The sequence below is a fragment of the Archangium violaceum genome (assembly GCF_016887565.1).
Taxonomy (GTDB): domain Bacteria; phylum Myxococcota; class Myxococcia; order Myxococcales; family Myxococcaceae; genus Archangium; species Archangium violaceum_B.
Window position 1 is genome coordinate 12,680,525 of record NZ_CP069396.1, and the last position, 25,768, is coordinate 12,706,292.

Annotated in this window: 13 protein-coding genes; 8 read left to right on the forward strand and 5 right to left on the reverse strand. The window is 69.2% G+C overall.

Annotated elements, in window-relative coordinates; translation table 11 throughout:
- Window positions 1–6 precede the first annotated feature (6 nt).
- On the reverse strand, window positions 7–4,818 hold the full coding sequence (locus JRI60_RS54195; RefSeq protein ID WP_239470209.1) for an Ig-like domain-containing protein: 4,812 nt from the start codon (window positions 4,816–4,818) through the stop codon (window positions 7–9).
- A 334-nt stretch (window positions 4,819–5,152) separates the two neighbouring features.
- Between JRI60_RS54195 and JRI60_RS54910 the strand changes: the two genes are divergently transcribed.
- Window positions 5,153–10,879 (forward strand): AAA family ATPase, encoded by a 5,727-nt coding sequence (locus JRI60_RS54910; protein ID WP_204223330.1) that lies wholly within the window; start codon window positions 5,153–5,155, stop codon window positions 10,877–10,879.
- Here the strand turns inward: JRI60_RS54910 and JRI60_RS50680 are convergent.
- Complete coding sequence (locus JRI60_RS50680) at window positions 10,876–12,492, reverse strand: NADP-dependent glyceraldehyde-3-phosphate dehydrogenase (RefSeq protein ID WP_204223331.1); 1,617 nt, start codon at window positions 12,490–12,492, stop codon at window positions 10,876–10,878. The two genes, JRI60_RS54910 and JRI60_RS50680, sit on opposite strands and share 4 nt — an antisense overlap.
- A 167-nt stretch (window positions 12,493–12,659) precedes the next feature.
- Here JRI60_RS50680 and JRI60_RS50685 point away from each other — a divergent pair, with 167 nt between their 5' ends.
- Entirely contained in the window at window positions 12,660–13,442 is a 783-nt protein-coding gene (locus tag JRI60_RS50685) for a hypothetical protein (RefSeq protein WP_204223332.1), read from the forward strand.
- 7 nt (window positions 13,443–13,449) lie between these two features.
- On the opposite strand, the gene JRI60_RS50690 is transcribed toward JRI60_RS50685, so the two are convergent.
- Window positions 13,450–15,366: a penicillin-binding transpeptidase domain-containing protein gene (locus tag JRI60_RS50690; RefSeq protein WP_204223333.1), complete on the reverse strand. Its 1,917-nt coding sequence runs from the start codon at window positions 15,364–15,366 to the stop codon at window positions 13,450–13,452.
- A gap of 62 nt (window positions 15,367–15,428) precedes the next feature.
- On the opposite strand from JRI60_RS50690, the gene JRI60_RS50695 reads away from it, so the two are divergent.
- Window positions 15,429–16,733: a hypothetical protein gene (locus tag JRI60_RS50695; RefSeq protein ID WP_204223334.1), complete on the forward strand. Its 1,305-nt coding sequence runs from the start codon at window positions 15,429–15,431 to the stop codon at window positions 16,731–16,733.
- A 284-nt stretch (window positions 16,734–17,017) separates the two neighbouring features.
- Here JRI60_RS50695 and JRI60_RS50700 read toward each other — a convergent pair whose 3' ends face one another.
- Window positions 17,018–17,917, reverse strand: coding sequence for a DMT family transporter (locus JRI60_RS50700; RefSeq protein ID WP_204223335.1), 900 nt, complete (start codon window positions 17,915–17,917; stop codon window positions 17,018–17,020).
- A 157-nt stretch (window positions 17,918–18,074) separates the two neighbouring features.
- Between JRI60_RS50700 and JRI60_RS50705 the strand changes: the two genes are divergently transcribed.
- From JRI60_RS50705 to JRI60_RS50720, 4 genes are all read left to right on the forward strand, one after another.
- A complete protein-coding gene (locus tag JRI60_RS50705; RefSeq protein WP_204223336.1) occupies window positions 18,075–18,968 on the forward strand; it encodes a LysR substrate-binding domain-containing protein in 894 nt (297 codons plus the stop codon).
- Between the two features lie 620 nt (window positions 18,969–19,588).
- Window positions 19,589–20,719: a CotH kinase family protein gene (locus JRI60_RS50710; protein WP_204223337.1), complete on the forward strand. Its 1,131-nt coding sequence runs from the start codon at window positions 19,589–19,591 to the stop codon at window positions 20,717–20,719.
- Between the two features lie 53 nt (window positions 20,720–20,772).
- Window positions 20,773–21,369 (forward strand): type IV toxin-antitoxin system AbiEi family antitoxin domain-containing protein, encoded by a 597-nt coding sequence (locus tag JRI60_RS50715; RefSeq protein ID WP_204223338.1) that lies wholly within the window; start codon window positions 20,773–20,775, stop codon window positions 21,367–21,369.
- An 86-nt stretch (window positions 21,370–21,455) separates the two neighbouring features.
- Entirely contained in the window at window positions 21,456–22,262 is an 807-nt protein-coding gene (locus JRI60_RS50720) for a nucleotidyl transferase AbiEii/AbiGii toxin family protein (RefSeq protein ID WP_239470210.1), read from the forward strand.
- Window positions 22,263–22,271: 9 nt separating this feature from the next.
- On the opposite strand, the gene JRI60_RS50725 is transcribed toward JRI60_RS50720, so the two are convergent.
- Window positions 22,272–24,050 carry a DUF885 domain-containing protein gene (locus JRI60_RS50725; protein WP_239470211.1) on the reverse strand — a complete coding sequence of 593 codons (1,779 nt, stop codon included), beginning with the start codon at window positions 24,048–24,050 and terminating at the stop codon, window positions 22,272–22,274.
- A gap of 98 nt (window positions 24,051–24,148) precedes the next feature.
- On the opposite strand from JRI60_RS50725, the gene JRI60_RS50730 reads away from it, so the two are divergent.
- On the forward strand, window positions 24,149–25,675 hold the full coding sequence (locus tag JRI60_RS50730; RefSeq protein ID WP_204229500.1) for a hypothetical protein: 1,527 nt from the start codon (window positions 24,149–24,151) through the stop codon (window positions 25,673–25,675).
- Window positions 25,676–25,768 lie beyond the last annotated feature (93 nt).

The window sequence follows — 25,768 nt, forward strand, 5'->3', positions numbered from 1 at the left end:
AAGCTCTCAATTGCTCACGGTGACGGAGACGTTGGCGCTGTTGGCGTAGTTGCCCGTGGGGTCGTAGGCGCGCGTCTTGAGGAGATAGGAGCCATTGGCGCGGGTGGTGGTGTCCCAGGAGAAGGAGTAGGGCGCGGTGGTGACGGTGCCCAGCAACGTGGAGCCCAGGTAGAGCTCGACCTTGGAGACGGTGCCCCGGTCATCGTTGGCGGTGGCCTCGACGAGGACCGTGCCCTTGAGGATGGCACCGGCGGAGGGCGAGGTGATGGAGGAGGTGGGCGCCGCCAGGTCGTTGTCGAAGACGACGTTGACGGCGGAGGAGAGGGTGATGTTCCCGGCGGCGTCATAGGCCCTGGCGGTGAGGACACGAGCGCCGCTGGAGAGATTGCGGGTGTTGTAGCTGCACGAGTAGGGGGCCGAAGTGTCGGTACAGCCGACGGAGGTACCGACGAGGATCTCCACTTTGGACATGGCCCTGTCATCGCTGGCGGTGGCGGAGAAGGTGACGGTGCCGGTGAGGGTGGCACCTTCGGCCGGAGCGGTGAGGGAGACGGAAGGCGGAGTGAAGTCGTTGTCGGCGGTGACAGTGATGGCGGCCGAGGTCGTGCTGTTGCCCGCGGCATCCAGGGCCCTCGCGGTGAGGGTGCGCGGGCCGTTGGCGCCATTGCGGCTGTTCCAGGAGAAGGAGTAGGGCGAGGAGGAGTCGGAGCCCAGCAGCGTGGAGCCGTCGTAGAACTCCACCTTGGTGACGCCCACGTTGTCGGAGGCGGAGGCCGAGAGGGTCAGGGTGCCGGAGACGGTGGCGCCAGCGGCCGGAGCGGTGAGGGACACCGTGGGGGAGATCAGGTCATTGCTGACGGTGACGGCCACGGCGGAGGTCGTGGAGAGACCCGCGGCGTCGGAGGCGACGACGGACAGCGAGTGGGCACCATTGGAGACGGAGCGGGTGTCCCAGGAGAAGGAGAAGGGGGCGGTGTTGTCGGAGCCCAGCAGCGTGGAGCCGTCGTAGAAGTCGACGCGAGCCACGCCGAAGTTGTCGGAGGCGGAGGCCGAGAGGGTGACGGTGCCGGAGAGGGTGGCGCCAGCGGCCGGAGCGGTGAGGGAGACGGAAGGCGGAGTGATATCCGCGTCCGAGCCCACGGGGAACACCAGGTCATCATGGTCGTTCAGCGTGCCCACCGAGCACTCGGAGGTACTCCCTCCGCTCCGGTAGACGGCGCGCAAGGCCTGCAGGGAGCCCGAGGGGAGCAGATACGTGGTCGACAGGACCCGAGCGCCCGAGCCGGTAGGCGCCAGGGTCGTGAGGTATGTCCACGAGGGCGCGTTCGCATCCGCGGCGTAGAACAGGTCCAGCCGCTCATTGCTCGACACGCCCGTCCAGACGGTGACGTCGACCTTCACTTCCTTGCCGGCGGCGAAGGGCGTTCCATCCACTCGCGAGATCAGGATCTGGTCGATGGAAGGACTGGAGTGGAAGGTGCCACTGGTGCCATCCGGGCAGGAGCCGCCCAGGGTGTTGGGCTGGTGGGGCTCGGGGCCGAGATTGGCACGGCCCTTCACCAGGGTCGTGGTGTCGCAGCGGTGCGTCACCGCCGAGCACCGGGGCACGCCGAGCGTGGCGTCGTACTCGGCGGTGCCGAGCTGAAGGAGGGTGACGGAGACGTTGGCGCTGTAGGCGGAGTTGCCCGTGGGGTCGTAGGCGCGCGTCTTGAGGAGATAGGCGCCGTTGGCGCGGGTGGTGGTGTCCCAGGAGAAGGAGTAGGGCGCGGTGGTGTCGGAGCCCAGCAGCGTGGAGCCCAGATAGAACTCGACCTTGGAGACGGTGCCCCGGTCATCGCTGGCGGTGGCCTCGATGAGGACGGTGCCGTGGAGGATGGCGCCCTCGGAAGGAGAGGTGATGGAGGAGGTGGGCGCCGTCAGGTCGTTGTCGAAGACGACGTTGACGATGGTGGAGAGGGAGGTGTTCCCGGCGGCGTCATGGGCCCTGGCGGTGATGAGACGGGAGCCATTGGCGAGATTCCGGGTGTTGTAGCTGCACGAGTAGGGAACCGAGGAGTCGGTGCAGACGACGGAGGTGCCGATGAGGAACTCCACCTTGGACATGGCCCTGTCATCGCTGGCGGTGGCGGAGAGGGTGACGGTGCCGGTGAGGGTGGCGCCTTCGACGGGAGCGGTGAGGGTGGCGGAGGGCGGAGTGAAGTCGTTGTCGGCGGTGACGGTGACGGCGGCCGAGGTGGCGCTGTTGCCCGCGGCGTCGAGGGCCCTCGCGGTGAGGGTACGCGGGCCGTTGGCGCCATTACGGCTGTTCCACGAATAGGAATAGGGGGAGGAGGTGTCGGAGCCCAGCAGGGTGGAGTCCTCATAGAACTCCACCTTGGTGACGCCCACGTTGTCGGAGGCGGAGGCGGTGAGGGTCAGGGTGCCGGAGATGGTGGCGCCGGAGACCGGGGCGGTGAGGGACACCGTGGGGGCGGTCCGGTCGTTGTTGACGGTGACGGCCACGGCGGAGGCGGCGGAAGAGGCGAGTCCCACGGCATCGAAGGCGACGACGGACAGGGAGTGGGCGCCATTGGGAACGGAGCGGGTGTCCCAGGAGAGGGAGAAGGGCGGGGAGGAATCGGAGCCCAGCAGGGTGGAGTCGTCGTAGAAGTCGACGCGGGCCACGCCGAAGTTGTCGGAGGCGGAGGCCGAGAGGGTGACGGTGCCCTTCACGGTGGCGCCGGAGGCCGGGGCGGTCAGGGACGCGGAGGGCGGAGTGGTGTCCACGTCCGTGCCCACGACGGGGAACACCAGGTCATCGTGGTCGTCCATCTCGCCCGCGGAACAGGCCGAGGGAATGCCATAGCTCCGGTAGACGCCGCGGACGGCCTGCAGGGAGCCCGAGGGGAGCAGGTACGTGGCCGAGAGCGTCTGGTAGCCGCTGGAGAACGGGGCCAGGGTGGCGAGGTACGTCCAGGACGGCGCGTTCGCATCCGCCGCGTAGTACAGGTCCAGCCGCTCGCCGGCGGGCTCGAGGCTCGCCCAGAAGCTGGCCTCGAGCGTCACCTCCTTGCCGGTGGCGAAGGGCGTCCCATCCACCCGCACGACCTTGAGCCGCTCCAGCGAGGGGTCGAACTGATACACCCCGTAGAGACTCCCCTCCCCGTCCGCGCAGGTGCCGCCCAGGGTGTTGGGCTGGTTCTGCTCGGGACCGAAGGTGGCGCCCCGGCCGGCGAGCAGCTCCATCGAGTCGCACTGGCTGCTCGGGCTGGCGCAGCGAGGGACGCCCAGCACCGGGTCGAAACTGGCGATGCCCGGGTTGTCGAGCGTCACCGTGACGGAGCTGGCCGCGCTGTTGCAGCCACTGTCGAAGGCCCGCGCGGTGAAGGTGGCCCCACCGTTGTTGTGCTCCCTGCTGTCCCAGACGAACGCGTAGGGCGTGGTGGTGTCGGAGCCGACGAACTGGCCGTCGACATAGAAGTCCACCCGGGTGACGCCCACGTCATCGGAGGCCGTGGCGGTGAGGGTCACATCGCCCCGGAGCGTGGCGCCGTCCGCGGGCGCGGTGAGCAGGGCCTGCGGGCGCACCGCGTCGTTCTTCCCCATGCAGGCCGAGTGCAGCAGCCGGTTCGGAGAGCCCAGACCGGGCTCGATGACACGATTGGGGCTGGAGCGGGCGAGGATCTCCTCGGTGACCTCCTGCGGCGCCGCCGTGGGGTGCCCCTCCAGATAGAGGGCGACGGCACCGGCGACATGGGGCGTGGCCATGGAGGTGCCGTCACCGAACTCCATGTCCGTGTCGCCCGTGAACCAGGCCGAGAGGATGCCCTGGCCCGGGGCGAAGAGGTCCACGCAGGAGCCATAGTTGGAGAACCAGGCCCGGGTGTCGGCGTCGTCCGTCGCGCCGACGGTGATGGCTCGCGGCGCGCGAGCGGGCGACGTGGAGCACGCATCCCAGCCATCGTTGCCCGCGGCGACCACGAAGGTGACGCCCGCCGCGATGGTGGCCTCCACCGCGTCATCCAGGGCCTGCGTCGCCTCGCCTCCCAGGCTCAGGTTGGCCACCGCTGGCGTCTCGTGATGGGCGGCGATCCAATCGATGCCCGCGAGCACCTGCTCCAGCGTCCCCTCCCCTTCACAGTTGAGGACGCGCACCGGGTGGAGCAACACCTCCTTGGCCACGCCCACCGTGCTGCCGCCCACGGTGCCGGCCACGTGGGTGCCATGCCCGCGGCAGTCCTCCGTCTCCAAACCGTCCCCGATGGCGTCGAAGCCGGGGCGCATCCGGCCCGTGAACTCCACGTGCGTGGAGAGCACACCGGTGTCGACGATGTACGCGTGCACTCCGGCGCCCGTGTACTCGTAGGAGTAGGTGCCGTTGAGCGGCAGACTCCTCTGGTCGATGCGGTCCAGGCCCCAGATGGCATCGTTCTGCGTGCCCGACTGGCGGAAGAGGCGCTCCTGCTCGATGTAGCGCACGCGCGGGTCCGCGCTCATGCGCCGCGCGGCCTCCTCCGACATCGTGGCCGTGAAGCCCTTCAGCGCGTGGGTGTACATGCGCCGCACCCCGGCGCCATGCGCCCCGGCCAGCGCCGTGATGCTCCCGCGGGTCTCCGCCGGGGTGCCCGTCAGGCCCTTCCCGCCCTCGAGGACGACGATGTAGCGGTCCGGGATGGCCCGGGCAGGGCTCGCGAGCAGGAGCTTGCCACCCACCACGCTCCGCGCCCCCGGTGTCTGGGCGGCGGTGCCCTCCGGGGAGGCCGTCTCCTGCCGCTGCTCGCACCCCGGAAGGAGCCAGCACGCTCCGAGAAGGACGACGGTCCACAGCTGCGTTCGCATGGGAAACCCCCGGGGGTTGGGCGGTAGCGCGTGGACGAATCATCCCAGGTTCGGTACTCGCCGGACCAGCCCCCCACTCCCGAAAGTCAGGAGTCACCCGGTATTCTCGTTCAGCACCTGGAGCCACTCCAGCCCTCGAGGGCATTTCGGCTGGCGCTTGCCTCCATCCTCCGCCGGCCTTCCGACCGACGTGCCTCGGAATGGCTCCGGCCAGATGTTCAGTAAGGCGAGGAGTCGCATCAGGGGGTTTCGCGGCCTGGACATGTCTCACGGCAGGCAACCAGGAGGATGTATCGTCCGTCGGAGTGCCTCCCGCCCAAGCGAGGAGTCCGCGATGCTCGAGGCAGTCAGCAATGGGGGGATGCGGGAAATCTACCGCGGGCGCCGCTACGTCGTGCTGCGAGGACGGAAGCAGGACGGCGAGCCCCTGGTGCTCAAGAAGGTCCGCGTCGGCCCGCTGGCCTCCAGCAGCAGCGCGATGCTGCACCACGAATTCTCCATGCTGCGCTCCCTCCACGAACAGGTGCCTGGCGTGGCCAGGCCCGTCGCGCTGGAAGAGGACGCGGCGAGTCTGCCAGCGCTCGTCTTGAAGGATGCCGGCCCCCTGAATCTCCAGGAGTGGCTGCACCGCAAGCCGGTGACCGTGGATGTCTTCCTGGAGCTCGCCGTTCAACTGGCCGGCATCATCGAGAGCCTCCACCGCCAGCACGTCATCCACCGCGACATCAATCCCACCAACCTGGTGGTGGACGCTGGCAGCAAACACCTCACCCTCGTCGACTTCGACCTGTCCACGAAGGTCGCGGGGCTCGCGCCTCCGGGCGATGCACCCGCGGAGCTCCAGTGGGCCCTGCCCTACGTCGCGCCCGAACAGACCGGGCGGATGAACCGCCCCATCGACCACCGCGCCGACCTCTACTCCCTGGGCGCGACCTTCTACGAGATGCTCACCGGTCTGCCGCCCTTCGTCTCGACGGACCCCGTGGAGCTGGTGCACGCCCACCTGGCCAGGCCGCCCGTCCCCCCGGCCTTCGCCAACCCCGCCGTCCCCAAGCTGCTCTCGGACGTCGTGCTGAAGCTGCTCGCGAAGATGCCCGAGCAGCGCTACCAGAGCGCCGAGGCCCTCCTGGCCGACCTCCACGAAGCCCGGCGCCGGAAGTCCTCGGGCGCCCTGGACTCCTTCGAGCTGGGCCGGCTCGACCTGGCCCGGCAGCTCTCCCTTCCCGAGCGGCTCTACGGCCGCGAGCGCGAGCAGGCGGAGCTGGGCGAGGCCCTGGAGCGGGTGCGCCGCGGCGCCAGCGAGGGAGTCATCCTGGAGGGGGCCGCCGGCATCGGCAAGTCGGCGCTCGTCCAGGAGCTGCGCGGGCGGCTGGGGCGCGGAGCCCACTTCCTCCAGGGCAAGTTCAACCAGCTCCGGGGCAACGTGCCCTACTCGGCCTTCGTGGAGGCCTTCAACGAGCTGCTCCATGCGCTGGGGGAAGAGCCCCCGGCGATCCGGGACGACTGGCGGGACCGGCTGCTGTCGGCACTGGGCGCCAACGCCCGCGTCATCGTCGACATCGTTCCGGAGCTGGAGAAGCTCCTGGGCGAGCAACCCGCGCCCGCCCGGCTCGAGCCGGTGGAGGTGGCGGCCCGCCTGCACCTCGTCTTCCAGTCCTTCATCCAGGCCCTCACTTCCGACGAGCACGTGCTCGTGCTCTTCCTGGACGACCTGCAATGGGTGGATCCCGGCTCGCTCCAGCTGCTCAAGAGCCTGGCCATGGACCCGGAGTCGCGTCACCTGCTGTTCATCGGTGCCTACCGGGCCGAGGAGGTCGAAGCCAACCATCCCCTCCGCGCGGCCCTGGACGCCATCCGCGCATCCGGAGCGATGCGCTTCCAGACGCTTCGGATTCCGCCCCTGGACGCACCGGCCCTCACCGCGCTGTGCGGCGACACCTTCCTCCAACCCCCCGAGCGCACCCGTCCCCTCGCCGACCTCGTGTTGCGCAAGACGGCCGGCAACCCGCTCTTCGTCCACCGGCTGCTGCGCTTCCTCCACCAGTCCGGCCTGCTCGTCTTCGACCTCGAGGAGAGCGCCTGGCGGTGGGACCTGGCCCGCATCGAGCAGGTGGAGGTGACGGAGAACGTGGTGGAGCTGATGATCGCCGCCATCCGCCGGCTCCCCGAGCACGCCCAGTACGTCCTCGAGGTCGCCGCGTGCCTGGGGGACCGCGTGGAGCTGTGGTTGCTCTCGGACCTGGTGGGGGACCGCCACGGCGATGCGGCCTCCGCGCTGTGGAGCATCCTGAGTGAAGGGCTGCTCCTGCCGGAGAAGGAGGGCTCCCGGCATCCCCGCGCCGACGGCCCCGGGACGGCCTCGGAGTCCCCCCTCCAGGACGCGACGTACCGCTTCGCGCATGACCGGGTCCGGCAGGCCGCGTACTCGCTGCTCTCCGAGGAGCAACGCACACGGCTCCACCACGAGGCGGGGCGCCGGCTGCTGCGCTCCTCTTCCGGAAACCTGCTCGACGAGCGGCTCTTCGCCATCGTGGACCACCTCCACCTGGGCCTGGAGCGGGTGAGTGGACTGGAGGAGCGGCTCGAGCTGGCCGGGCTCAACCATCAGGCGGGTCTCAAGGCCAAGGCCGCCGCCGCCTTCGGGGCCGCCCTGGTGTACCTGATGCGCGCCATCGCGCTCCTCCCCCGGGAGCAATGGCCCGAGCGCCGCGAGCAGGTCTTCCACCTGCACAAGGAGGCGGCGGAGTGCGCCTACTTCGCGAGCGACCCGGAGCTGTCCGGGAAGCTGGTGCGCACCGCCCTGGCGTACGCCCCCTCCCACCTGGAGAAGGTGGACCTCTACGTCATCCAGATCCTCGCCCGCCTGGTGCACGCCAACTACCAGGAGGCGCTCCAGTGGGGCCGCGAGGGGCTGCGGCTGTTCGGCATGGAGCTGCCGGAGCGGGACATCCCCCAGGCGCTCGCGCTCGAGCTGGCGCAGGTGGAGGAGAACATGAGGGGCCGCTCGGTGGAGGAGCTCCTGGAGGCGCCCAGGATGGAGGACCCCGAGCGGCTCGCGTGCGTGCGGCTGCTGTCGGAGATCGTCTCCGCCGCCCTCCTGGCGGATCCGAACCTCTTCGCGCTGATCATTACCCGCGCGCTCAACCTGTCGTTGAAGCATGGCAACACGCCCTGGTCGCCCGTGGTGTACTCGTGTCACGGCGCGATGCTGGCCATCCAGCAGCGGTATGCGGCCGCCTACGCCTTCGCCAACATGGCGGTGGCGCTGGCGCGGCGGCAGGGAGACCCGCGCCAGGAGTGCCGGGCACTCATCGCGCTCGTGCTTCAGGTCAACCACTGGAGGGCCCCGCTGCGCACGAGCATTCCGCTGCTGCGCCGGGCCCTGGCCACGGGGCTCGCCAGCGGAGACCTGCAGTTCGCCGCCTACTCGCTCACCACCGCCATCACCACCGAGCTCTCGCTGGGCACCGAGTTCAACCGCGTGCTGAGCTCCATCGACACCTGGCTGTCCTTCCTCAAGAAGAGTGGCGTGCAGGTGGCGAGCGATGCGGTCCTCGTCCGCCGGCAGGCCATCCGCGCGCTTCAGGGGCGTACCCACCAGCCCGCGCGCTTCGACGACGACGACTTCCAGGAGCGGTCGGTGATCGGCTCGGACCAGACGACGCCCGCCACCCTCTTCATGTTCTACCTGTTGCGCACCCAGGTGTCGTACCTGCTGGGCGACCTGGAGGAGGCCCTGCGGGCATCCCGGGCGGTGGTGCCGTACCTCGGGCACGTCCGGGGTTTCATCGCCCTGGTGGATTGCAACTTCTACACGGCCCTGACCCTGGCGGCCCACGGCGGCGCCACGCCCCAGGAGCGGAGCGAGGTGATGGCCCGGCTGGCCGCCCATCAGCACCAGTTCGACGCCTGGGCGGAGGAGTGCCCGGAGAACTTCCGCCACAAGAGCCAGCTCCTCCGGGCCGAGGGGGCCCGCCTCGAGGGACGGCACCTGGAGGCGATGGAGCTCTACGACGCCGCCATCGACGGAGCCCATGCCGAGGGCTTCCTCCAGGACGAGGCGCTCGCGAACGAGCTGGCCGGGCGCTTCTACCATTCGCTGGGCCGCAAGCGCTTCGCCGCGCTTCACCTGCGAACGGCACTGGAGGTCTACGCTCGCTGGGGCGCGACGGCGAAGGTGTCACTGCTGGAGGAGGAGTTCTCCGACCTCGAGCCGGTGGGAGGCAGGGCGTGGGGCGCGCCCGCCGCGGCGCCCGGGAGCGGGATGCCGGCGGGGGCCTCCCTCGACCTGCTCAGTCTGCTCAAGGCCTCCGAGACGCTCGTGGGCGAGGTGGTGCTGGACCGCCTGCTCGAGAAGCTGATGGCCGTGTGCTTCGAGGCGGCGGGCGCCACGCGCGGCGCGCTCGTGCTGGACGAGGCGGGCGCCCTCATGGTGCGTGCCGTGGGAGCCATCCCGGAGCCCATCAGCCTGGAGCGCGCGGCGCTGTCGTCCTCGGACCAGGTTCCGGCCACGGTGGTGGAGCACGCCTATCGCACGGGCGACACGCTCGTCCTGGCGGATGCCGCCCACCAGGGCCGCTTCGTCGGCGACCCCTACGTCATCCGGCGCACGGTGAAGTCCGCCCTGGCCGTGCCCATCCAACGCCAGACGCGGACCGTCGGGGTGCTCTACCTGGAGAACGACCTGGCCACCCGCGCCTTCACGCCCGAGCGCGTCGGCGTGCTGCGCACCCTGTCCACGGAGATCGCCATCTCGCTGGAGAACAGCCAGCTCTTCGAGCAGCTGAAGGTGGAGGTGCAGGAGCGAAGGCGGGCCGAGGAGGCCGTGCGCTTCCTGGCCGAGGCGGGCCTGACGCTGGCCGAGTCGCTGGACCCGGAGCGGATGCTGTCCAAGGCGACACGTCTGGTGGTGCCCTTCCTCGCCGACTGGTGCACCGTCACCATGATCGAAAAGGGAGAGCGGCTGCGCCAGGTGGCGATGACCCACGTGGACCCCGAGAAGGAGGTCACCCTGCGTGCGCTGCTGGCGCGCTACCCGGCCGACTGGAACTCCCCGGCCGCCCTGGCCCGCGTGCTGCGCACGGGACAGGCCATTCTGCGTCCGGTGCTCTCCGACACCACGTTCCAGGAGCATGGCTTTGGCCCCGACTACGTCGAGGGAATGCGGATCATCGGTGCGAAGTCGGTCATGCACGTGCCCCTCATCTCGAGGGGAAGGACCCTGGGGGCCATCAGCTTCGTCTCGGGCGCACCCGGCCGCCGGTATCGCGACGCGGATCTGCGCCTCGCGCAGGAGTTCGCGCGACGGGTCGCCGTGTGCATCGACAACGCACGGCTGTACAGCGACTCACAGGAGGCCATCCTCTTGCGAGACGAGTTCCTCAGCGTGGCCTCGCACGAGCTCAAGACGCCGCTCACCTCGCTGCGCTTGATGGTCCAGGGACTCATGAGGCACGTCCCGCCGGGACTGCCAGAGCGCTCCTTGCGTGCCATGCGCACCATCAACCAGCAGACCCTCAAGCTGGCGCGGCTCATCGAGGAGATGCTGGATGTGTCTCGCATCCAGTCGGGAGAGTTGGAGCTCGAGCTGGAGCAGGTGGACCTCGCCGGGGTCATCCAGGGCGTGGCCGAGCGGCTGCGCGAGCCGCTGGAGCGGGCGGCGAGCCCCCTGGTGTTGCACGTCCAGGGGCCGCTGGTCGGGAGGTGGGACGCGGCGAGGCTGGCGCAGGTGCTGGTCAACCTGCTCTCCAACGCCATCAAGTTCGGCGCGGGAAGACCCATCGAGCTGGCGGCGGGAGCGGAGGGAGGCACCGCGTGGTTCTGTGTCCGGGACCAGGGAATCGGCATCGCCCCCGACCGCCTGCCCCACATCTTCGAGCGCTTCGAGCGGGCGGTGTCGGTCCGCTCCTATGGCGGCCTCGGATTGGGGCTGCACCTGGTCCGGGAGCTCGTCACCGCGCTGGGCGGCACGGTGCGGGTGGAGAGCACCGTCGGAGCCGGGACCACGGTGCGGGTGGAGCTGCCCCGCGCCGGGCCGCCAGCGGATGAACGGAAGGGCTAGAAGAGGAAGTCGGTGGTGAGGAAGTCCGACTCCCGGCGGGTGAGGATGGACTGCACCAGGGTGGTGTTCTCCTTCGTCGTCTTCGCCGCGACGAGGGTGCGGATGGAGAACACGCGGAGCGCATCCGCCACGGACAGCGTGCCCTCGGCGGAGTCCTTGCGGCCATTGAAGGGGAAGGTGTCCGGCCCGCGCTGGCACTGGCAGTTGAGGTTGATGCGGCCCACCTGGTTGGCGAACGCGTCGATGAGCTTCCCGATGCGCGCCGAGTCCTGTCCGAAGATGCTCAGCTGCTGGCCGAAGTTGGAGTCGACGACGAAGCGAACGACCTCCTCGTCATTGTCGAACACCATCACCGGCACCACGGGGCCGAACTGCTCCTCGGTGGCGAGGCGCATGTCGCGCGTCACCGGGTACACCACGGCGGGCGAGTAGAAGGACTGGTGCGTCTTCCCACCGAGCTTGTTGACGACGCGGGCGCCCTTGGCCACGGCGTCGTCGACGAGGCCCTGCAGGTACGCCGTCTTGCCCGGCTCGGGCAGGGGGGTGATGGCGACACCGGGGTCCCAGGGCATGCCGGGCTTGAGCTTGTCCACCGCGGCGGAGAAGCGCTCGAGGAACTGCCCGACGATGCTCCGGTGCACCATGAGCAGCTTGAGGGCGGTGCACCGCTGGCCGTTGAAGGACAGCGTGCCGGTGATGCACTCCTTCACGGCGTTGTCGAGGTCGGCGTCCTCGAGGATGATGCCGGGGTTCTTCGCATCGAGCCCGAGCACGGCCTTGAGGCGATGGGGCCGGGGGTGCATGCGCTTGAGCTCGCTGGCGCCCTTGTTGGTGCCGATGAAGGCGAAGACGTCGACCTTGCCGCTCTCCATCAGCGCGCCGACGGTCTCGCGGCCCCGGCCGTAGATGATGTTGATGACGCCGGGCGGGAAGCTGTCGCGGAAGGCCTCCAGCAGCGGGCGGATGAGCAGCACGCCGAACTTGGCCGGCTTGAAGACGACGGCGTTGCCCATGAGGAGGGCGGGGAAGAGGGTGCTGAAGGTCTCGTTGAGGGGGTAGTTGTAGGGGCCCATGCACAGGGCCACGCCGATGGGAGCCCGGCGGATCTGCGCCATGATGCCCTGCTCCTGAACGAAGCGGGACGAGGTGCGGTCGAGCTCCTTGAGGGCGCGGATGGTCTCGACGATGAGGTCGACGGTGCGGTCGAACTCCTTCTCGGAGTCGGCCTGGGTCTTGCCGATCTCCCACATGAGGAGGTTGACCACGGCGGTGCGCTGGGCGCGCATGGCGACGAGGAAGCGCTCGACGTGCTCGATGCGCTCGGCGACGCGCATGGAGGGCCAGACGCCGCGACCGTTGTCATAGGCCCGCACGGCGGCATCCAGCGCGGCGAGGGACTCCTTGGAGGTGAGAAGGGGCGTGGCGCCAATCACCTTGGGCTCGTGGCCCCGGGGCGTCTTCATGAAGACGGGGCTCTGCACCGGGTTGAGCTCACCGGCCCAGGTCAACAGCTCGCCACCGACGAGGTACTCTCGCTGCTCGAGATAGGCGGGGAGCCGCACGCTGGCGGGAATTTGTTCGTCCGATGGGAAGAGGTCGTCGAGGGTCGTCATGGGCAATCCTTTCCGCGACACTATCTACGACCCGGGACGCCTCCGCGCTCTTGAACTTTGAAGCCGGGAGGGCTCGCACTGGTGCGTTGACAGGATGGAGAATCCCAGGCACAGACTGCCTCTCAAGGACGTGTCCCCTCCGCGCACGAATTCGCGCTGGTGGAACCATGACGAGCCTTGCTGATCTCGCGAACGCGCACCCCGTGATTGGGAAGCGTTGGAGTCCGGACCAACTCCCCGAACAGGCGCGAATCCTTGGCCTGGCACGAGACGCTCTGGATTTCATCTTCGCCACGGGCCAGCGCTACGGCTTCGAGGACTTCTTCAAGAGTCCCGACTCCCGCCGCCCCCCACCGAGAGGTGACGCCACGGAGCTGAGCGAGCGCATGGACAGGACGAAGCGCTTCTTCGAGCAGCTTCGCGATGAGCCCGAATCCACCGAGGAGGCAGCTCAGTGCCAGGCCATCCTCGACGCGATTCGCTACATCGAATCAACGGGACAGCAGGGTGCTTTCGCTGCCTTTCAGGAGCATGTCGCGGCCAACGCTCCGCCCTTCGTCGTGGCCTCGTTCGACACGTTGGAGGACGCGGAAGCCTGGCTCGAGAGCCACTCCCATCCACCCGACCCCGCCAACGTGCTCATCGCGAACGCGTACCATGATGTCGTTCATGAGCGCGAAACGAACCTTCGCCGATTGCCGCGCAACCGTGCTCTCGAGTGGTACCTCTCCGAGCTCGAACAGGAAGAGAGCCCCGTTGCCGTCGCCTCATTCGAGACTCGCGAAGAGGCCGACGCCTGGTTGAGGGCGCAGGCCGAGCCGGCCAGACGGGCCTGGGTGCGGGTGGGGGGCGAGCTCCATCTCGCCGCGTATTACCCCAACATCCACCACCGAGCCTTGTTCCCCCTTTCCCTGGCCAAGGGCCAGCGGCGCAACCCCGCCCCAGGGTGACCCGACATCACAAGGCCGCGGCGAACTTCGCGGCGATGGGCGCGGCGACGCGGCCTCCCACACCGCCGCCCTCCACCAGGACGGCGAAGCCGATGCCGTTGCGAAACCCGATGAACCACGCGTGCGTGGGCAGCGGGGTGCCGCTCCCGAATTCGGCGGTGCCCGTCTTGCCGGCGAGCCCCGTCACACTCGCGCCCGCTCGGCCCGACCCCTCGGTGACGACGGCGCGCATCAGCGCCTGCAGGGGCCCTCGGGTGCCAGCGGCCAGCGAGGCGCTCGGAGCATCGATGACGTCCGCCACGAGGAAGGGCGCGCGCCACCGGCCCGACTCGGCCGCCGCGGCGACCGAGGCCATGTGCAGCGGCGTGGCCAACACCCGCCCCTGTCCGATGGCGGCCGCCGCCAGCTCGGCCTTGTCCCGGGGAAGAGGAAACGAGGCACCGGGAGACGGAAGCCCCACGCGGTACTCCACGTCGAAGCCGAAGCGGCGGGCCGCGGCCCCGAGCGCGTCCGCCCCGAGCGCATCGGACAGCAGCACGAAGGCGGTGTTGCACGAGTGGGCGAAGACCGTGCGCAGGCGCGTCTCCCCGAACGCCTCGCCCTCGAAGTTGCGGAACTGCTTGCCGCCCGCCGTCGCCGCGGGCGGGCACGTCACCGGGGCGTTCACGCCCATGCCTCCGGCGAGCAGCGCTTCCGCCGTGACGACCTTGAACGTCGAGCCGGGCGGATAGCGGCCAGTGAGGGCCCGGTTCAAGGGCTGATCGAGCGGCCGGCTGGCGACGGCCAGGATGGCGCCCGTGCTGGAGTCCACCGCGACGAGCGCCGCTGGCTGGACCACGCCCTCGAGCGCGGCCTCCGCGGCCGACTGCACCTCCGGGAGCAGCGTGGTGTACAGCGCCGTGGCCGGCAGGCCCTCGAAACGGCCAAGGACGCGCAACTCGCCGGACGGACGGGTGAGGCGCACCTCGCCAGAGGGCAGTCCCGCGAGCTGCACCTCATACGCCAGCTCCAACCCGGAGAGGCCCACGACGTCCCCCCGCTGGTAGGTCGGACCCAGTTGCTCGAGCAGTTCCGCCGTCACCTCGCCCACCCGGCCCAGCGTGTGCGCCGCGAAGCCCTCCGCCGGAGAGAGCCGGACACCGCTCTTGCGGCGAAAGAAGATGCCGGGCACGGGCGCCAGCGCCGGGCGCACCTGCTGGTAGCGCTCGGGCCGCACGTCGATGATGGGCACGAAGTGCTCGGGTGACAGGCCCGGCGTGCTCAGCACCTTCTCCAGCCGCGCCGGGTCCACCCCCAGCTGAGCCTGGAGCGCCGAGGCGACGGCGGCACGACTCTGGATGCGCCGGGGCTCGACCCCGATGGTGATGACCTCGCCCTCGCGGGTGAGGGGCTGTCCGTGTCCATCGAGGATGTCGGCCCGCTGCGGGCGCGTCCTCGTACGGGAGAACCGGTCGCCCTCGCGCGCCTCGGGATGCAGCACCGCCGGAGACCAGCGCACCCACCAGCGCTCCTCGCGGCGCACGAAGTGCAGCGTGCCGTCCACCTCCCACTCGCCCAACCCGCGCAGCACGTGGATGGCGCGGAAGGTGACCCGGGCACTCTCCGCCTCACGCTCGACGCGGCCGAGCTCGAAGCGCGAGGAGATGATGCGCAAGTCGTCGCGGAAGCGTTGGTGCTGCTCCTCGAGGTTGGCCGGCGGCTCGACCACCACGCGCCGCAGTGCGGCGAGGTCGCCCTCGGCCCACGAGCCCAGGTAGACCTGGGCCACATCGAGCGGGCCCTGCTCGGGCCGCGTCCGTACCGAAGCGCAGGCCGCCAGGAACAGGGCAGCCGCGGCGCTGACTCCAACCCTCCACTCTCGCCGTGACACGCGCGGCACTGTGATGCGAGCAGGCGGCGAGTCAAGGAATACGCCCGAGCGCATCACACCTTGTCGCGATGACCTCCAACGATCAGCTTCGTTCAGTCTTGTCGTGGAGGATGATCGTGAAACCGTTTGGCTGCCTGGTTGGATTGTCGGCCGTTGCACTTCTCGCTTGTGGCACCTCACCGGAGCTGGAGGCCGAAGCGGCTCCCGTTCGAGCCGAAGGGGCGGTGTTGCCCGTCGTGGATCCAGGCTCGAGCGCCTGGAGCTACCTCGAACCGGGGCTGCGGTACCGGGGCAATCGCCGGGCTTCCGCGGTGGCGGTGGATCGCCAGGGCAACTCCACTGTCCTGGCGACCTTCCAGAGCGAAGGGAGCGACACGATGTCGCTCCTGTCGTTCAGCTCCACGGGGCAACAGCGGTGGCGGCGCGACTTCACGGCCCTGTTGGACGGTGACTTCGACATGACCACCGACTTCTGGGGGAACGTCTTCATCGTGGGCAGCGCGGACCCCTCGCTGGACCTGGGCGGCGGACCGCTGGGGACCCGGGCCTTCGTGGCGAAGTTTTCCGCCTCCGGCGCCCTCCTCTGGCAGAAGCCCCTGTGTGACAGCGCCACGGTGTCGTCGGTGACGACCGACTCCCAAGGTGCCGTCTGGTTCGGGGGTTCCGTCAGCAAGGGGTGCAACATCGGCGGCGGCCCGCTCTGGGAGGTCAATGACAGGACCCAGGGCTTCATCGCCAAGTTCGACGCGCTCGGCGAGTACGTCTTCTCGCGAGCCATCGGAGGGAAAGGCGATCTGGTCGTCGTCCAGGACCTCGCCGTCACGGCGGACAATGGCGTCGTGGTCGTGGGGGGCCGCTATGTCTTCTCCGAATCGGAATACATCCGTCCCTTCATCTCCAAGTTCGCCAGCAACGGGCCGCACCGGTGGTTCCGGGAGTACCCGGAGGCCTATGGCGAGTTCTGGGAGGTGGACGTGGACAACGACCAGGTCGTGGCGGTGGGCGCGTACTCGTTGGACATCGTCTTCAAGGGGGTGCGCTACCCGGCGACCAGCATCTTTGGCGATGGGCTGGTGGTGGCGTACACCGGCTCGGGTAGCGAGACGTGGCTCCAGCGCATGGGGTGCTGGGCCAAGGCGGTGAGCGCCCGGGCGGGACAGGTGGCGGTGCTCGCGTCCTCGTGCTCCCGGTCCCTGCCCTTCCCCGAGCAGGTGGGAGTGAGCGGAAATGACGGAGTGCTGGGCCTCTATCGGGCCAACGGGACGCCCGTCCGGGCACGGGGAGTCGGCCTCTACCACCAGTCGGGTTGGGACGTGGCCATGAGCCCCATCGGTGTCGCCACCGTGACGGGCAACGAGAACATCCAGGCGGACCCCACCGGGTATACGGTCAGCCTGTCCGTCTTCGGCCTCATGCCCTAGGGTTGCGCATGCTCCCTCTCCCTCTGGGAGAGGGCGGGGGGTGAGGGTCGTCACCCTCGTGTTCCTCGCCCCGGCTTGCATCACGGCACGCAACCGGGGTCATGCGCTCCAGGGGGAAGACCCTCACCCTAGCCCTCTCCCAGAGGGAGAGGGGACATCCACGGGCCCTCGGACTCTGTCCAAAGACTTCATGGACACTCCACCAGCGCTTCCGGAGCTGCCGGCGAGAACGCCTCGCCGGCTCGCGGAGAGAGTCCTCCAGTCCGTCCGTGAACGGCCTCCCCCTACGCCGGCTTCCGCTGACTCAGCGCCACGCTTCCCAGGATCAGCGAGCCGGAGATCAACAGGGTGCCCGTCAGCGGCTCGCCCAGCATCAGCCAGCCCCAGGCCACGCCGAACAGCGGCACGAGGTAGGTGACGGTGACCGCGCGTGCCGCGCCGACGCGCTGGATGAGGCGGTAGTACAAGGTGTACGCGATGCCGGAGCAGATGACGCCGAGCGCCGCGGCCGACAACCACGACACCACCGGGATGGGATGCGACGGCCAGGTGGCGACCGCGAACGGCAGCATCAGCAATGCCGCGCATGACAGCGTGGCCGCGGCGACCGCGCCAGCCGGCAGGCCGGTGAGATGACGTCGCACCATGTTCGCGCCAATGCCGTACAGGAACGCGGCCGTCGTGCCCGCCGCTACCGCCCAGCCGATGCTCGCGCCCCCGACCTTGCCACTGGCCAGCACCACCACGCCGGCGAAGCCCGCGAACAGCGCCACCGCACGCCGCTTGCCAATGCGCTCGCCGTAGAACAGGAACGCCACCAGTGCGGTGAACAGCACCGCCATGCTGTTGGTGATCGCTCCGATGCCCGCCGGTGCGCGCTGCGCCGCCCAGGCGAACAACGCGAAGGGCACCGCGGAGTTGATCGCGCCGATCAGCGCCAGCTTCGGCCACAGCTTCGGACTGAAGGCCGAGCGCGCGCGCCACAGGAAGGGCATCAGCACGAGCGCTCCCAGTGCGAGCCGGAGCTCGACCAGGGGCAGCGCGCCGAAGTCCCTGGCGGCGATGCGCATGAACATGAAGGACGCGCCCCAGATGGCGCCGAGCAGGCCCAGCTCGAGCGGCGTGAGCCACGCTCCTGCGAGGGAGGAAGGGGAGGTCGTACGAGCGAGCGCGGGAGAGCTCATGGCGGTTGCCGGGTCCTTGGAAGAGAGGAAAGGCGGCGGTCAGGCGTCACACCGTGACAACAGCGAGGTTGTTGTCTGACTTCCATTGTCGCCATCCAGGCCCGGGTCACAAGCGCATCCTTTTGAGGTCAGCCACAAGTATGATTTGAGGCTCGCCATGACCCTGCCCACGGACTGGCTCCCGGCCCTGGCGGCGTTCGAATCCGCTGCCCGCCACCAGAACTTCGCCCACGCGGCGGAAGAGCTGCACCTGACCGCCAGCGCGGTCAGCCACCACGTGCGCAAGCTGGAAGCACAGCTCGGCGTCGCGCTGTTCCAGCGGCACGCACGTGGCGTGTCGCTGACGGCCGAAGGTCGCCGGCTCGCCGATGCCGCCAGCAGCGCGCTGGCCGATATGGACGTCGTCCTGCGCGGGCTGCGCACCACTCGCGACGAGCACGACCGCGTGCGCATCACCACCCTGCACTCGCTGACCTACACCTGGCTGCTGCCGCGCCTGCCGCGGTTCACCGCCGCGCATCCGCACATCCGTCTCAGCATCGACACCGAAGTGGTGCTGACTCGCTTCGACGAAGGCGGCCCCGACCTCGGCATCCGCTATGGCCAGGGCCATTGGCCGGGATTGACCGCGCACCACCTGATGGACGACGCACTGTTCCCGGTGGCCTCACCCGCGTTGGCTGGCATCGAGGGCATCCACGAAGCGGCCGACATCGCGAAGCTGCCGCTGGTCTCGGACCTCGCGCTCCAGGGCTGGCAGGACTGGTTCCGCGCCGCGGGCGTGCGCGGCGCACGGCTCGACGAGCGTCATAGCTTCAGCGACACCACCGATGCGCTGATGGCCGCGGTGCATGGCCTGGGCGCGGTGCTCGCGCGCGAGCAGATCATCGCGCCCTACTTCGCCGACGGCAGCCTCGTGCGGCTCCCCGGGCCGACCATGCCGGCGCGCTTCGGCTACTACGTGGTGTATCCAGCGCATCGGCGGCTGCGGCCGGCGGCTCGCACCTTCGTCGATTGGCTGCTGGAGCAGCCAGGTCAGCCCGACCGGTAGCCCCGGCGCACTCGTCCTCCAGTCCATGAGGTTGTGAGCAAGGACACGGGCTCGCCGCCTTCCGAGGTGGCTTGTGCGCACGGCGCATCGCCACCATCTCCCGCGCCTCGGAGGAAGTCATGACTCGAGCGAGGGAACCAGGCTGGGTGAGCACCCTCCTTCTGGTGTGTCTGTTGGGGTGTGACGGCGGTGAGCGGGGGGGCCCCCTGGCTGAACCGCGCCTCCCAGACGGTGCCCCGAGCGTCGAGCGCTCCCGGAGCGAGGAGCCCCCTGGCGGTGACGACAGGCCCAAGCCCCCCTGCCGCCCGACCGCGGGAGGCCCCTACTGGCTCGAGGAGGGAGAGCTGCTCGAGGTGCGCGTGTCGTGCGCCACGGGCCTCCCGCTGGAAGGCAAGGACTTCCACCTGAAGGAGCTGCCATCCGGCGCCCACTACGACAAGAAGACGGCGACCCTGAGTTGGAGGCCACGGCTGGATCAGGCCGGGGTGTACGAGCTCGAGCTGGAGGGGCCGAAGAAGGAGGTCGGGCGATTGAAGGTGGGGGTGGCGGACAACTGGAAGGATCCGAGCAACGAGCCACTAAAAGACGTCACCCGCTACACCGAGGAGTACGGACTGCCGGTGTTCCACCTCGCAGGCGGCACGGAGCTCAATCCGGACACCTACTCGCCCGTGAGCATCACGTATCGAGGGCACACGTATACGGCGCAAGCGAAGCTGCGCGGGAGCAGCTCGCTGAGCTTCCCGAAGAACAGCTACACCGTGAAGTTCGCCGCGGGGGACCCGTTCAACGAGCCCGCGTTGGGAGGAGGGTTCACGGAGCGGCGCTCACTGGTGCTGGTGAACACCTTCAACGACAACTCCTATCTGCGCTCGCGGCTGGGTTTCGAGCTGTGGAGCCGGCTCTCACCCGAAGCCATCCCGGTGAGGACCTTCAGCGTGGTGGTGTTCCTGGACGGGGCCTACTACGGCCTCTACACGGTGGCGGACCACGTCAACGCGCGGCACATGAAGGCGAACGGGCTGAGCGAGGAGGGCAACCTCTACAAGGCGGAGACGGGCGGGGCCAACTTCCGCCTGGTGGATCAGTTCGGCCGGCCCAAGCCGCACCTGCACGTGGGCTTCGAGAAGAAGGACGGGCAGCCGCCGGAGGGTGAGCCGGGCGCCTTCGACGATCTGGACGCGTTCGTCGCCTTCGTGGCGACCGCGAGCGACGAGGCATTCCGCACGCAGGGCCCCGTGCTCTTCCGCCAGCGGGACTACGAGGACTGGTGGGCCTTCGTCACCCTGCTGGTGGCGCTCGACGCGGACGTGAAGAACGCGCACCACTACCACGACCCGAGCGGTGGCCCATGGCGGTACATCCCGTGGGACCTGGATGGGACGTTCGGGCAGACGTGGAAGACCCAGCGGCTGCGGCCGACGGCGGCGCTGGACGTGGGGCAGGACAACGAGATGTTCCGGCGCCTGCTGGCCGAGCCGGCCTTCTCCGGTCCATTGAAGGCTCGCCTCCGGGCCGCGCTCACCCAGGAGCTCGCGGTGCCACTGCTGCATGCACGGCTCGACGCGCTGGCCCAGGAGATCGGCCCGAGCGCGCGGCGAGACGAAGCCCGGTGGATGGCGCAGTACCGGGGCTTCCCGCTCTGGTCGTCGCGCACGGACTTCACGACCTTCGACGAAGAGGTGGAGTACATCCGCCAGTGGATCTCCCAACGCTGGGCCTTCCTGGATGCCCAGCTGGCCACCCCCTGAGCGGTGTCCATCACACCGTTGCACGAATGTTCAACCGCATTTAACATTCGTGCATGCAGGTCGTTCGCGTGGATCCACCGAATTGGGGGCGGCTCTACGAAGTCGCCGCGGGCCAGGGTGGCTACGTCACCACCCAGCAGGCGCAGGAGGCGGGCTATTCCCTGCCGCTCCTGACCCATCACGTGAAGCAGGGACGCCTGCAGCGGGCACGGCGTGGCATCTACCGCCTGACGCATTACCCGGCTGGAGAGAACGAGGATCTCATCATCCTGTGGTTGTGGAGCGAGCGAGCTGGCGCCTTCAGCCATGAGACAGCGCTCTCCCTGCACCAGCTCTCGGATGCCATGCCAGCGATGTACCACCTCACCCTGCCGGCGGCCTGGTCGCGTCGGCGGCTGCGAGTCCCTCCCAGGGTTCGCGTGTACTACGCGGACGTAACGGGGCAAGACCTGACCTGGGCAGGAGGAGTACCCGCCACCTCACCTCTTCGTACGCTCGTGGATTGTGTAACCGCGGCGGTTCTTCCCGAGTTCATTCACTCCGCCTACAGGCAGATCCAACAACGGGGTCTCGCGGCTCCCGACGAACTACGAGACAGGTTGTCCCCATTCTTTGAAGGAGCTGACTTTTCAGGTAGACTCCGTGCGTGAGTTCAAGGCGATACGCTACGCCCGATGCATTCAAGCAAGCGCTCGAAGCCCGCTTGCGGAAAGCCGCGACACAGCAGGGCGTCAGCATGAACCGGCTGCGCCAGCGACTCATCTTCGAGCGATTTCTCGTGCGAGTGTTCGCGATCCTGGGTGAGAGCGCCATCCTCAAAGGAGGTGTCGTTCTTGAGTTGCGTCTCAGCCGGGCTCGCGCAACCAAGGACGTGGACCTGCGCTGCATGGGAAGCCCGCGCGCCCTGCTCGAACAGCTCCGCTCCGCGGGCCGGCAAGACGAGGGAGACCACCTCTTCTTCGAGGTGAACCTCGCTCCAGGCGGTGACACCATCGCGGGCGAAGGGATCATCTACGAGGGCCGCCGCTTCCAGGTCGAAGCACGACTGGCGGGCAAGCGCTATGGAGATCCATTCGGAGTCGATGCTGGCTTCGGTGACACGTTGACAGGAGAGGTGGAGCAGCTCGAAGGAAGTGATCTTCTCTCCTTCGCGGACATCCCGCGCTCGCGACTCCGCGTCTACCCTCGTGAGACACACGTCGCCGAGAAACTGCACGCCTACACGCTTCCGCGTGAGCTCGAGAACTCCCGGGTCAAGGACCTCCCGGATATCGCCTTGCTTGCCCAGACCGGACGCTTCAATCGCGAGATTCTACGTGCGGCGCTCGAAAGGACGTTCGCATTCCGCGGCACGCATCAACTGCCTGGATCCATGCCACCGCCCCTGACCTCCTGGACCGACCGGTACGCTCGCATGGCGCAAGATCACGGGCTCCCCTGGCCCACGCTCGCGGACGTCCACCGCGCCGCGAGCGCCTTCCTCGACCCCATCCTCGGTGGCGGCGGGGAGAAGTGGAGCCCCGAGCGTTGGACCTGGGAGTGAATCCCGCGCCTACTCCAGCGACGCTCCGGTGTCCCCCGGCATCAAGGCCTGACGCGCGAGCGACACCGGCAGCCCCAGCTTCAGGAACCGGTCGTGGAAGTCGCGCAACGTGAACGTCTGCCCGCGTGCCTCCAGATAGCGCTTGTAGTCCTCGCGCAGCTTCAGGATCTGCATCCGTCCCAACGCGTAATAGAGATACGTCGGGTTGAACGTGCCCCGCTGCACCTCGCGCAGCGCCGGGAAGGGCTCGAAGTAGGCGATCTCCACGTACCGCTTCGCCGCCCCCTCCACCGACTCGCCAAAGGCATGCATCGCCAGGCCCGCGTGCCACCGCGCATGCCGCTGCAACGCCCGCCGCAGCTGCCCCAACCGCACTGACGGGTCTCCCCCTCCGAAGCCCTCGTCCACCATCATCTGCTCCACGTAGTGCGCCCAGCCCTCCACCAACGACGCGGGCGTGAACACCTTGCGCACCTCGGTGGGAATCTGGGCCCCGTACAGCAATTGCACGAAGTGGCCCGGGATTCCCTCGTGCACCGTGATGCCCAGCAGCCCCGCGCGGTTGAAGTACGTCAGGTGCTGCGCCTTCTGCTCCTCCGTCCACCCCGGCTCGACGTTGGTGATGTTGTAGAAGGCCTCCGTCGCCCGCGTCTCGAACGGCCCCGGCGTGTCCATCGACGCGAAGCCAATCCGCGAGTACGCCGGCGTCTCGCGCACCGTCGGCAGCCGCTCCGACGGCAGCGTCAACAGGCCCCTCTCCCTCACGAAGCGCTGGCACTCCTCCAGTTGCTTGCGCGCCGTGGGAATCAGCTCCTCGGCCGAGGGATGGTCGTGCACCAGTGCGTCCATCACCTCCCCGGGCGGCTTCGACGCATCCACCCGCGCCGCCTCCGCCGCCACCTTCGCCTGGTACTCGCGGATGGTCCGCTCGTTGATGTCACGCAGCTGCTCGACCGTCAGCGCCACGTGCTCCTCCAACGCGAGCTTCTTCTCGAAGCGCTCCCTCCCCAGCCGGAAGTCCCCCTTCGCCTTCGGCAGCAGCTCCTTCTCCTGCCACCGCACGAACCCCTCCACCTCGGCCGTGGTCCGCGCCAGCGCGGCGGAGAACGACCGCCGCAGCGCCGCGTCCACCTGCCCCAGTCCCTGTGCCTCCAGCGCCTTCGGCAGGTCCGCGCGCAGGAAGCCCACCGTGCCGCGCGCGTCGAGCAGGGCCTGCTCGGCCCACGGCCTCGGCACATCGCGCAGGTTCGCCTTCGCCGCCGCCACCACCGAGCCAATCCCCTCCATCCGCGCCATCAGGCTGCGCACCCGCTCCTCCACCGGAGCGAACTCGCGCTCCGACAGCGACGAGAGGCCCGTCGCGATGGTCCGGGTGTAGAGCATCGGGTCGCGCTGCCAGTCTCGTGACTCCTCCAGCTCGAACAGCTCCGCGCGGATGGCGTTCTCCAGGATGCGCACGTCGAACACGGCATCCCCGGTGAGCGCCGCGCGGTCCAACCGCTCCAGCCGCGCCAGCCACCCGTTCAGCACCCCTGTCTTTCGTTGGATGGCCTCGGCCGACAGCTCCGGCAGCCGCGCGTCGTACGCGTGCAGGCCCAGGTTCGTCGAGCGGATGGGATGGGCGGCGTAGTACCAGTCGAGGTACTCGCGAGCGAAGCGGGTGTACTCGGCATCGGCGGGAGTGGAGGCCATGGCGGACGAGGAGGCCGCCGGCACGACCCCCGTGCGCGGAGCACACGCGGGAACCAGGAGCAGGGCGGCACAGGACAAAAGGGAACGAAGATTCACGGCCCGCAGTCTCCATTCCCCCTGAGCCACGGGGAAGACCCGTGCAGTGAAGTGAAGGCTTGCGTACGAGACACCTCTCCCATCAATTTCCCACCCCCATGAACTTCCGCGCGCTGCTCGCCTCCGCCCTCCTCCTGCCCGCCTGCGCGGCGCAGAGAGCCTCGACCCCTTCCACTCCCGAACCCACGGCGTCAGCCGCCCCGACCGGCCTCCAGCGCGAAGCGGGGCCCATCGGCACGGCCCACCCCATCGTCCTCCAGGCCGCCGCCACGGACGGGCGCTGGGTGGTCGCCTGCCAGGCACGCGAGGACACGAATGGCGATGGGAAGCTCGAGGTCCGCTACGGCCAGCACGGAGACACCCGCGGGGACGCGCTCGCGCCCTACCTGTTCCTCGACCCGGGTGAAGGCGAGCGGCTCGACGACTTCCTCACCGCGGATCCCACCGACCGCTACCTCGTGGTGGTCCGCGGCGGTTCGCTCCGGCTGCTCGACACGTACACGCGCGCCGACACCGAGCTGGCCGCACCGGGCACCTTCCCCGAGGGCAAAGCCCCCCGCTCGGCCCTGCCCGTGTCCTTCTCGCGGGATGGCAAGCACCTGCTCCTGGTGGTGCTGACCGGGCCGGACAAGAAGGCCACGGCCTTCCTCGTCAACCTGGCGGATGGGAGCCGGCGGGAGGTGCAACACGGCCCCGGTGTACTGGGCGAGGCCACGCTCGACCCGGGGGGCCGGTGGGTGATGTTCGGTGTGCTCACGCAGGACACCGATGGTGATGGACAACTGACCTGGCCCAAGCTGAAGACCTCGCTCTCGCCCCGGGGTTGCCGGGGTCCCATCCTCTCGGCCAGCCAGTACGGCTATACCGGAGACAAGCCCTCCTTCGTCCTGGGCCGGGTGAGTGGAGGCCCGCTCGTGCCGGCGGGCGACATGCTCCTGCCCGTGGGAGACCTCGCGCTGCGCCAGGGTGAGCAGGGCGAGCTGTTCGTCGAGGACGCCGCGGGCCAGCGCACCGAGTGGGTCCCCGCGGGCTGCGGCGCGCGGCCCATCCACGTGGACCTCGAGCACCAGCAGCTCCTGGTGACCTGCACCGCGCGAGGCAACGCGCTCGAGCTGCACGGCGCCCGGGTGCACCAGCCGCTCGGGCTGGCCGTCGAGCCGCCCCACCGGCGCAACGAGCTCTCCTCGGACCCCACCCGTCTGTACCCCGTCTCCCCCGCCGCTCCCGTCGTGAACCAGAGCCTGGTGGACCTGGAGACGCGCACCGTGCACCCGGTGCCCGTGCCAGGAGAGGTGAACTACACCGAGGGAACTCGCGCCCTGGTGGTCCAGGAGTCCGAGGCCGGCGCCCCCAAGCGGCTGTGGTTCCTGGACGTCGCCACCGGAGAGAAGCGGGAGCTCGGCCCGGTGGAGGGCTATGGAATCATGGCCGCGGGGAACCTCGTCTACATCCAGGGCGCCCTGGTGGACCTGAGCACCGGCCAGCTCCTCGGGAAGCTCGAGGAACACCTCGAGGTCCTCGACAAACAGGGACGTACGCTGCGCACCCCGAGCCTGGGGGCGCGGTTGGCACCAGTGGGACCCCTCCAATGGACGCCCGCGGTGCAACCGGGCGGGCACCCGTGAACGGGCCGCGGTGCATGTCCGTGGCCCCGTGGCGTCCAAGCCCGTGAATACCATCTTCAACGTCCAGCCCCGAGCCCCCCTGCGCGAGGAACG

Bases quoted from the DNA above. Each gene is read 5' to 3' on its own strand.
- JRI60_RS50720 (WP_239470210.1), top strand. From the start codon at position 21,456: ATGAACCGGCTGCGCCAGCGACTCATCTTCGAGCGATTTCTCGTGCGA.
- JRI60_RS50715 (WP_204223338.1), top strand. From the start codon at position 20,773: ATGCAGGTCGTTCGCGTGGATCCACCGAATTGGGGGCGGCTCTACGAA.
- JRI60_RS54910 (WP_204223330.1), top strand. From the start codon at position 5,153: ATGCTCGAGGCAGTCAGCAATGGGGGGATGCGGGAAATCTACCGCGGG.
- JRI60_RS50730 (WP_204229500.1), top strand. From the start codon at position 24,149: ATGAACTTCCGCGCGCTGCTCGCCTCCGCCCTCCTCCTGCCCGCCTGC.
- JRI60_RS50680 (WP_204223331.1), bottom strand. From the start codon at position 12,492: ATGACGACCCTCGACGACCTCTTCCCATCGGACGAACAAATTCCCGCC.
- JRI60_RS50685 (WP_204223332.1), top strand. From the start codon at position 12,660: ATGACGAGCCTTGCTGATCTCGCGAACGCGCACCCCGTGATTGGGAAG.
- JRI60_RS50690 (WP_204223333.1), bottom strand. From the start codon at position 15,366: ATGCGCTCGGGCGTATTCCTTGACTCGCCGCCTGCTCGCATCACAGTG.
- JRI60_RS50700 (WP_204223335.1), bottom strand. From the start codon at position 17,917: ATGAGCTCTCCCGCGCTCGCTCGTACGACCTCCCCTTCCTCCCTCGCA.
- JRI60_RS54195 (WP_239470209.1), bottom strand. From the start codon at position 4,818: ATGCGAACGCAGCTGTGGACCGTCGTCCTTCTCGGAGCGTGCTGGCTC.
- JRI60_RS50705 (WP_204223336.1), top strand. From the start codon at position 18,075: ATGACCCTGCCCACGGACTGGCTCCCGGCCCTGGCGGCGTTCGAATCC.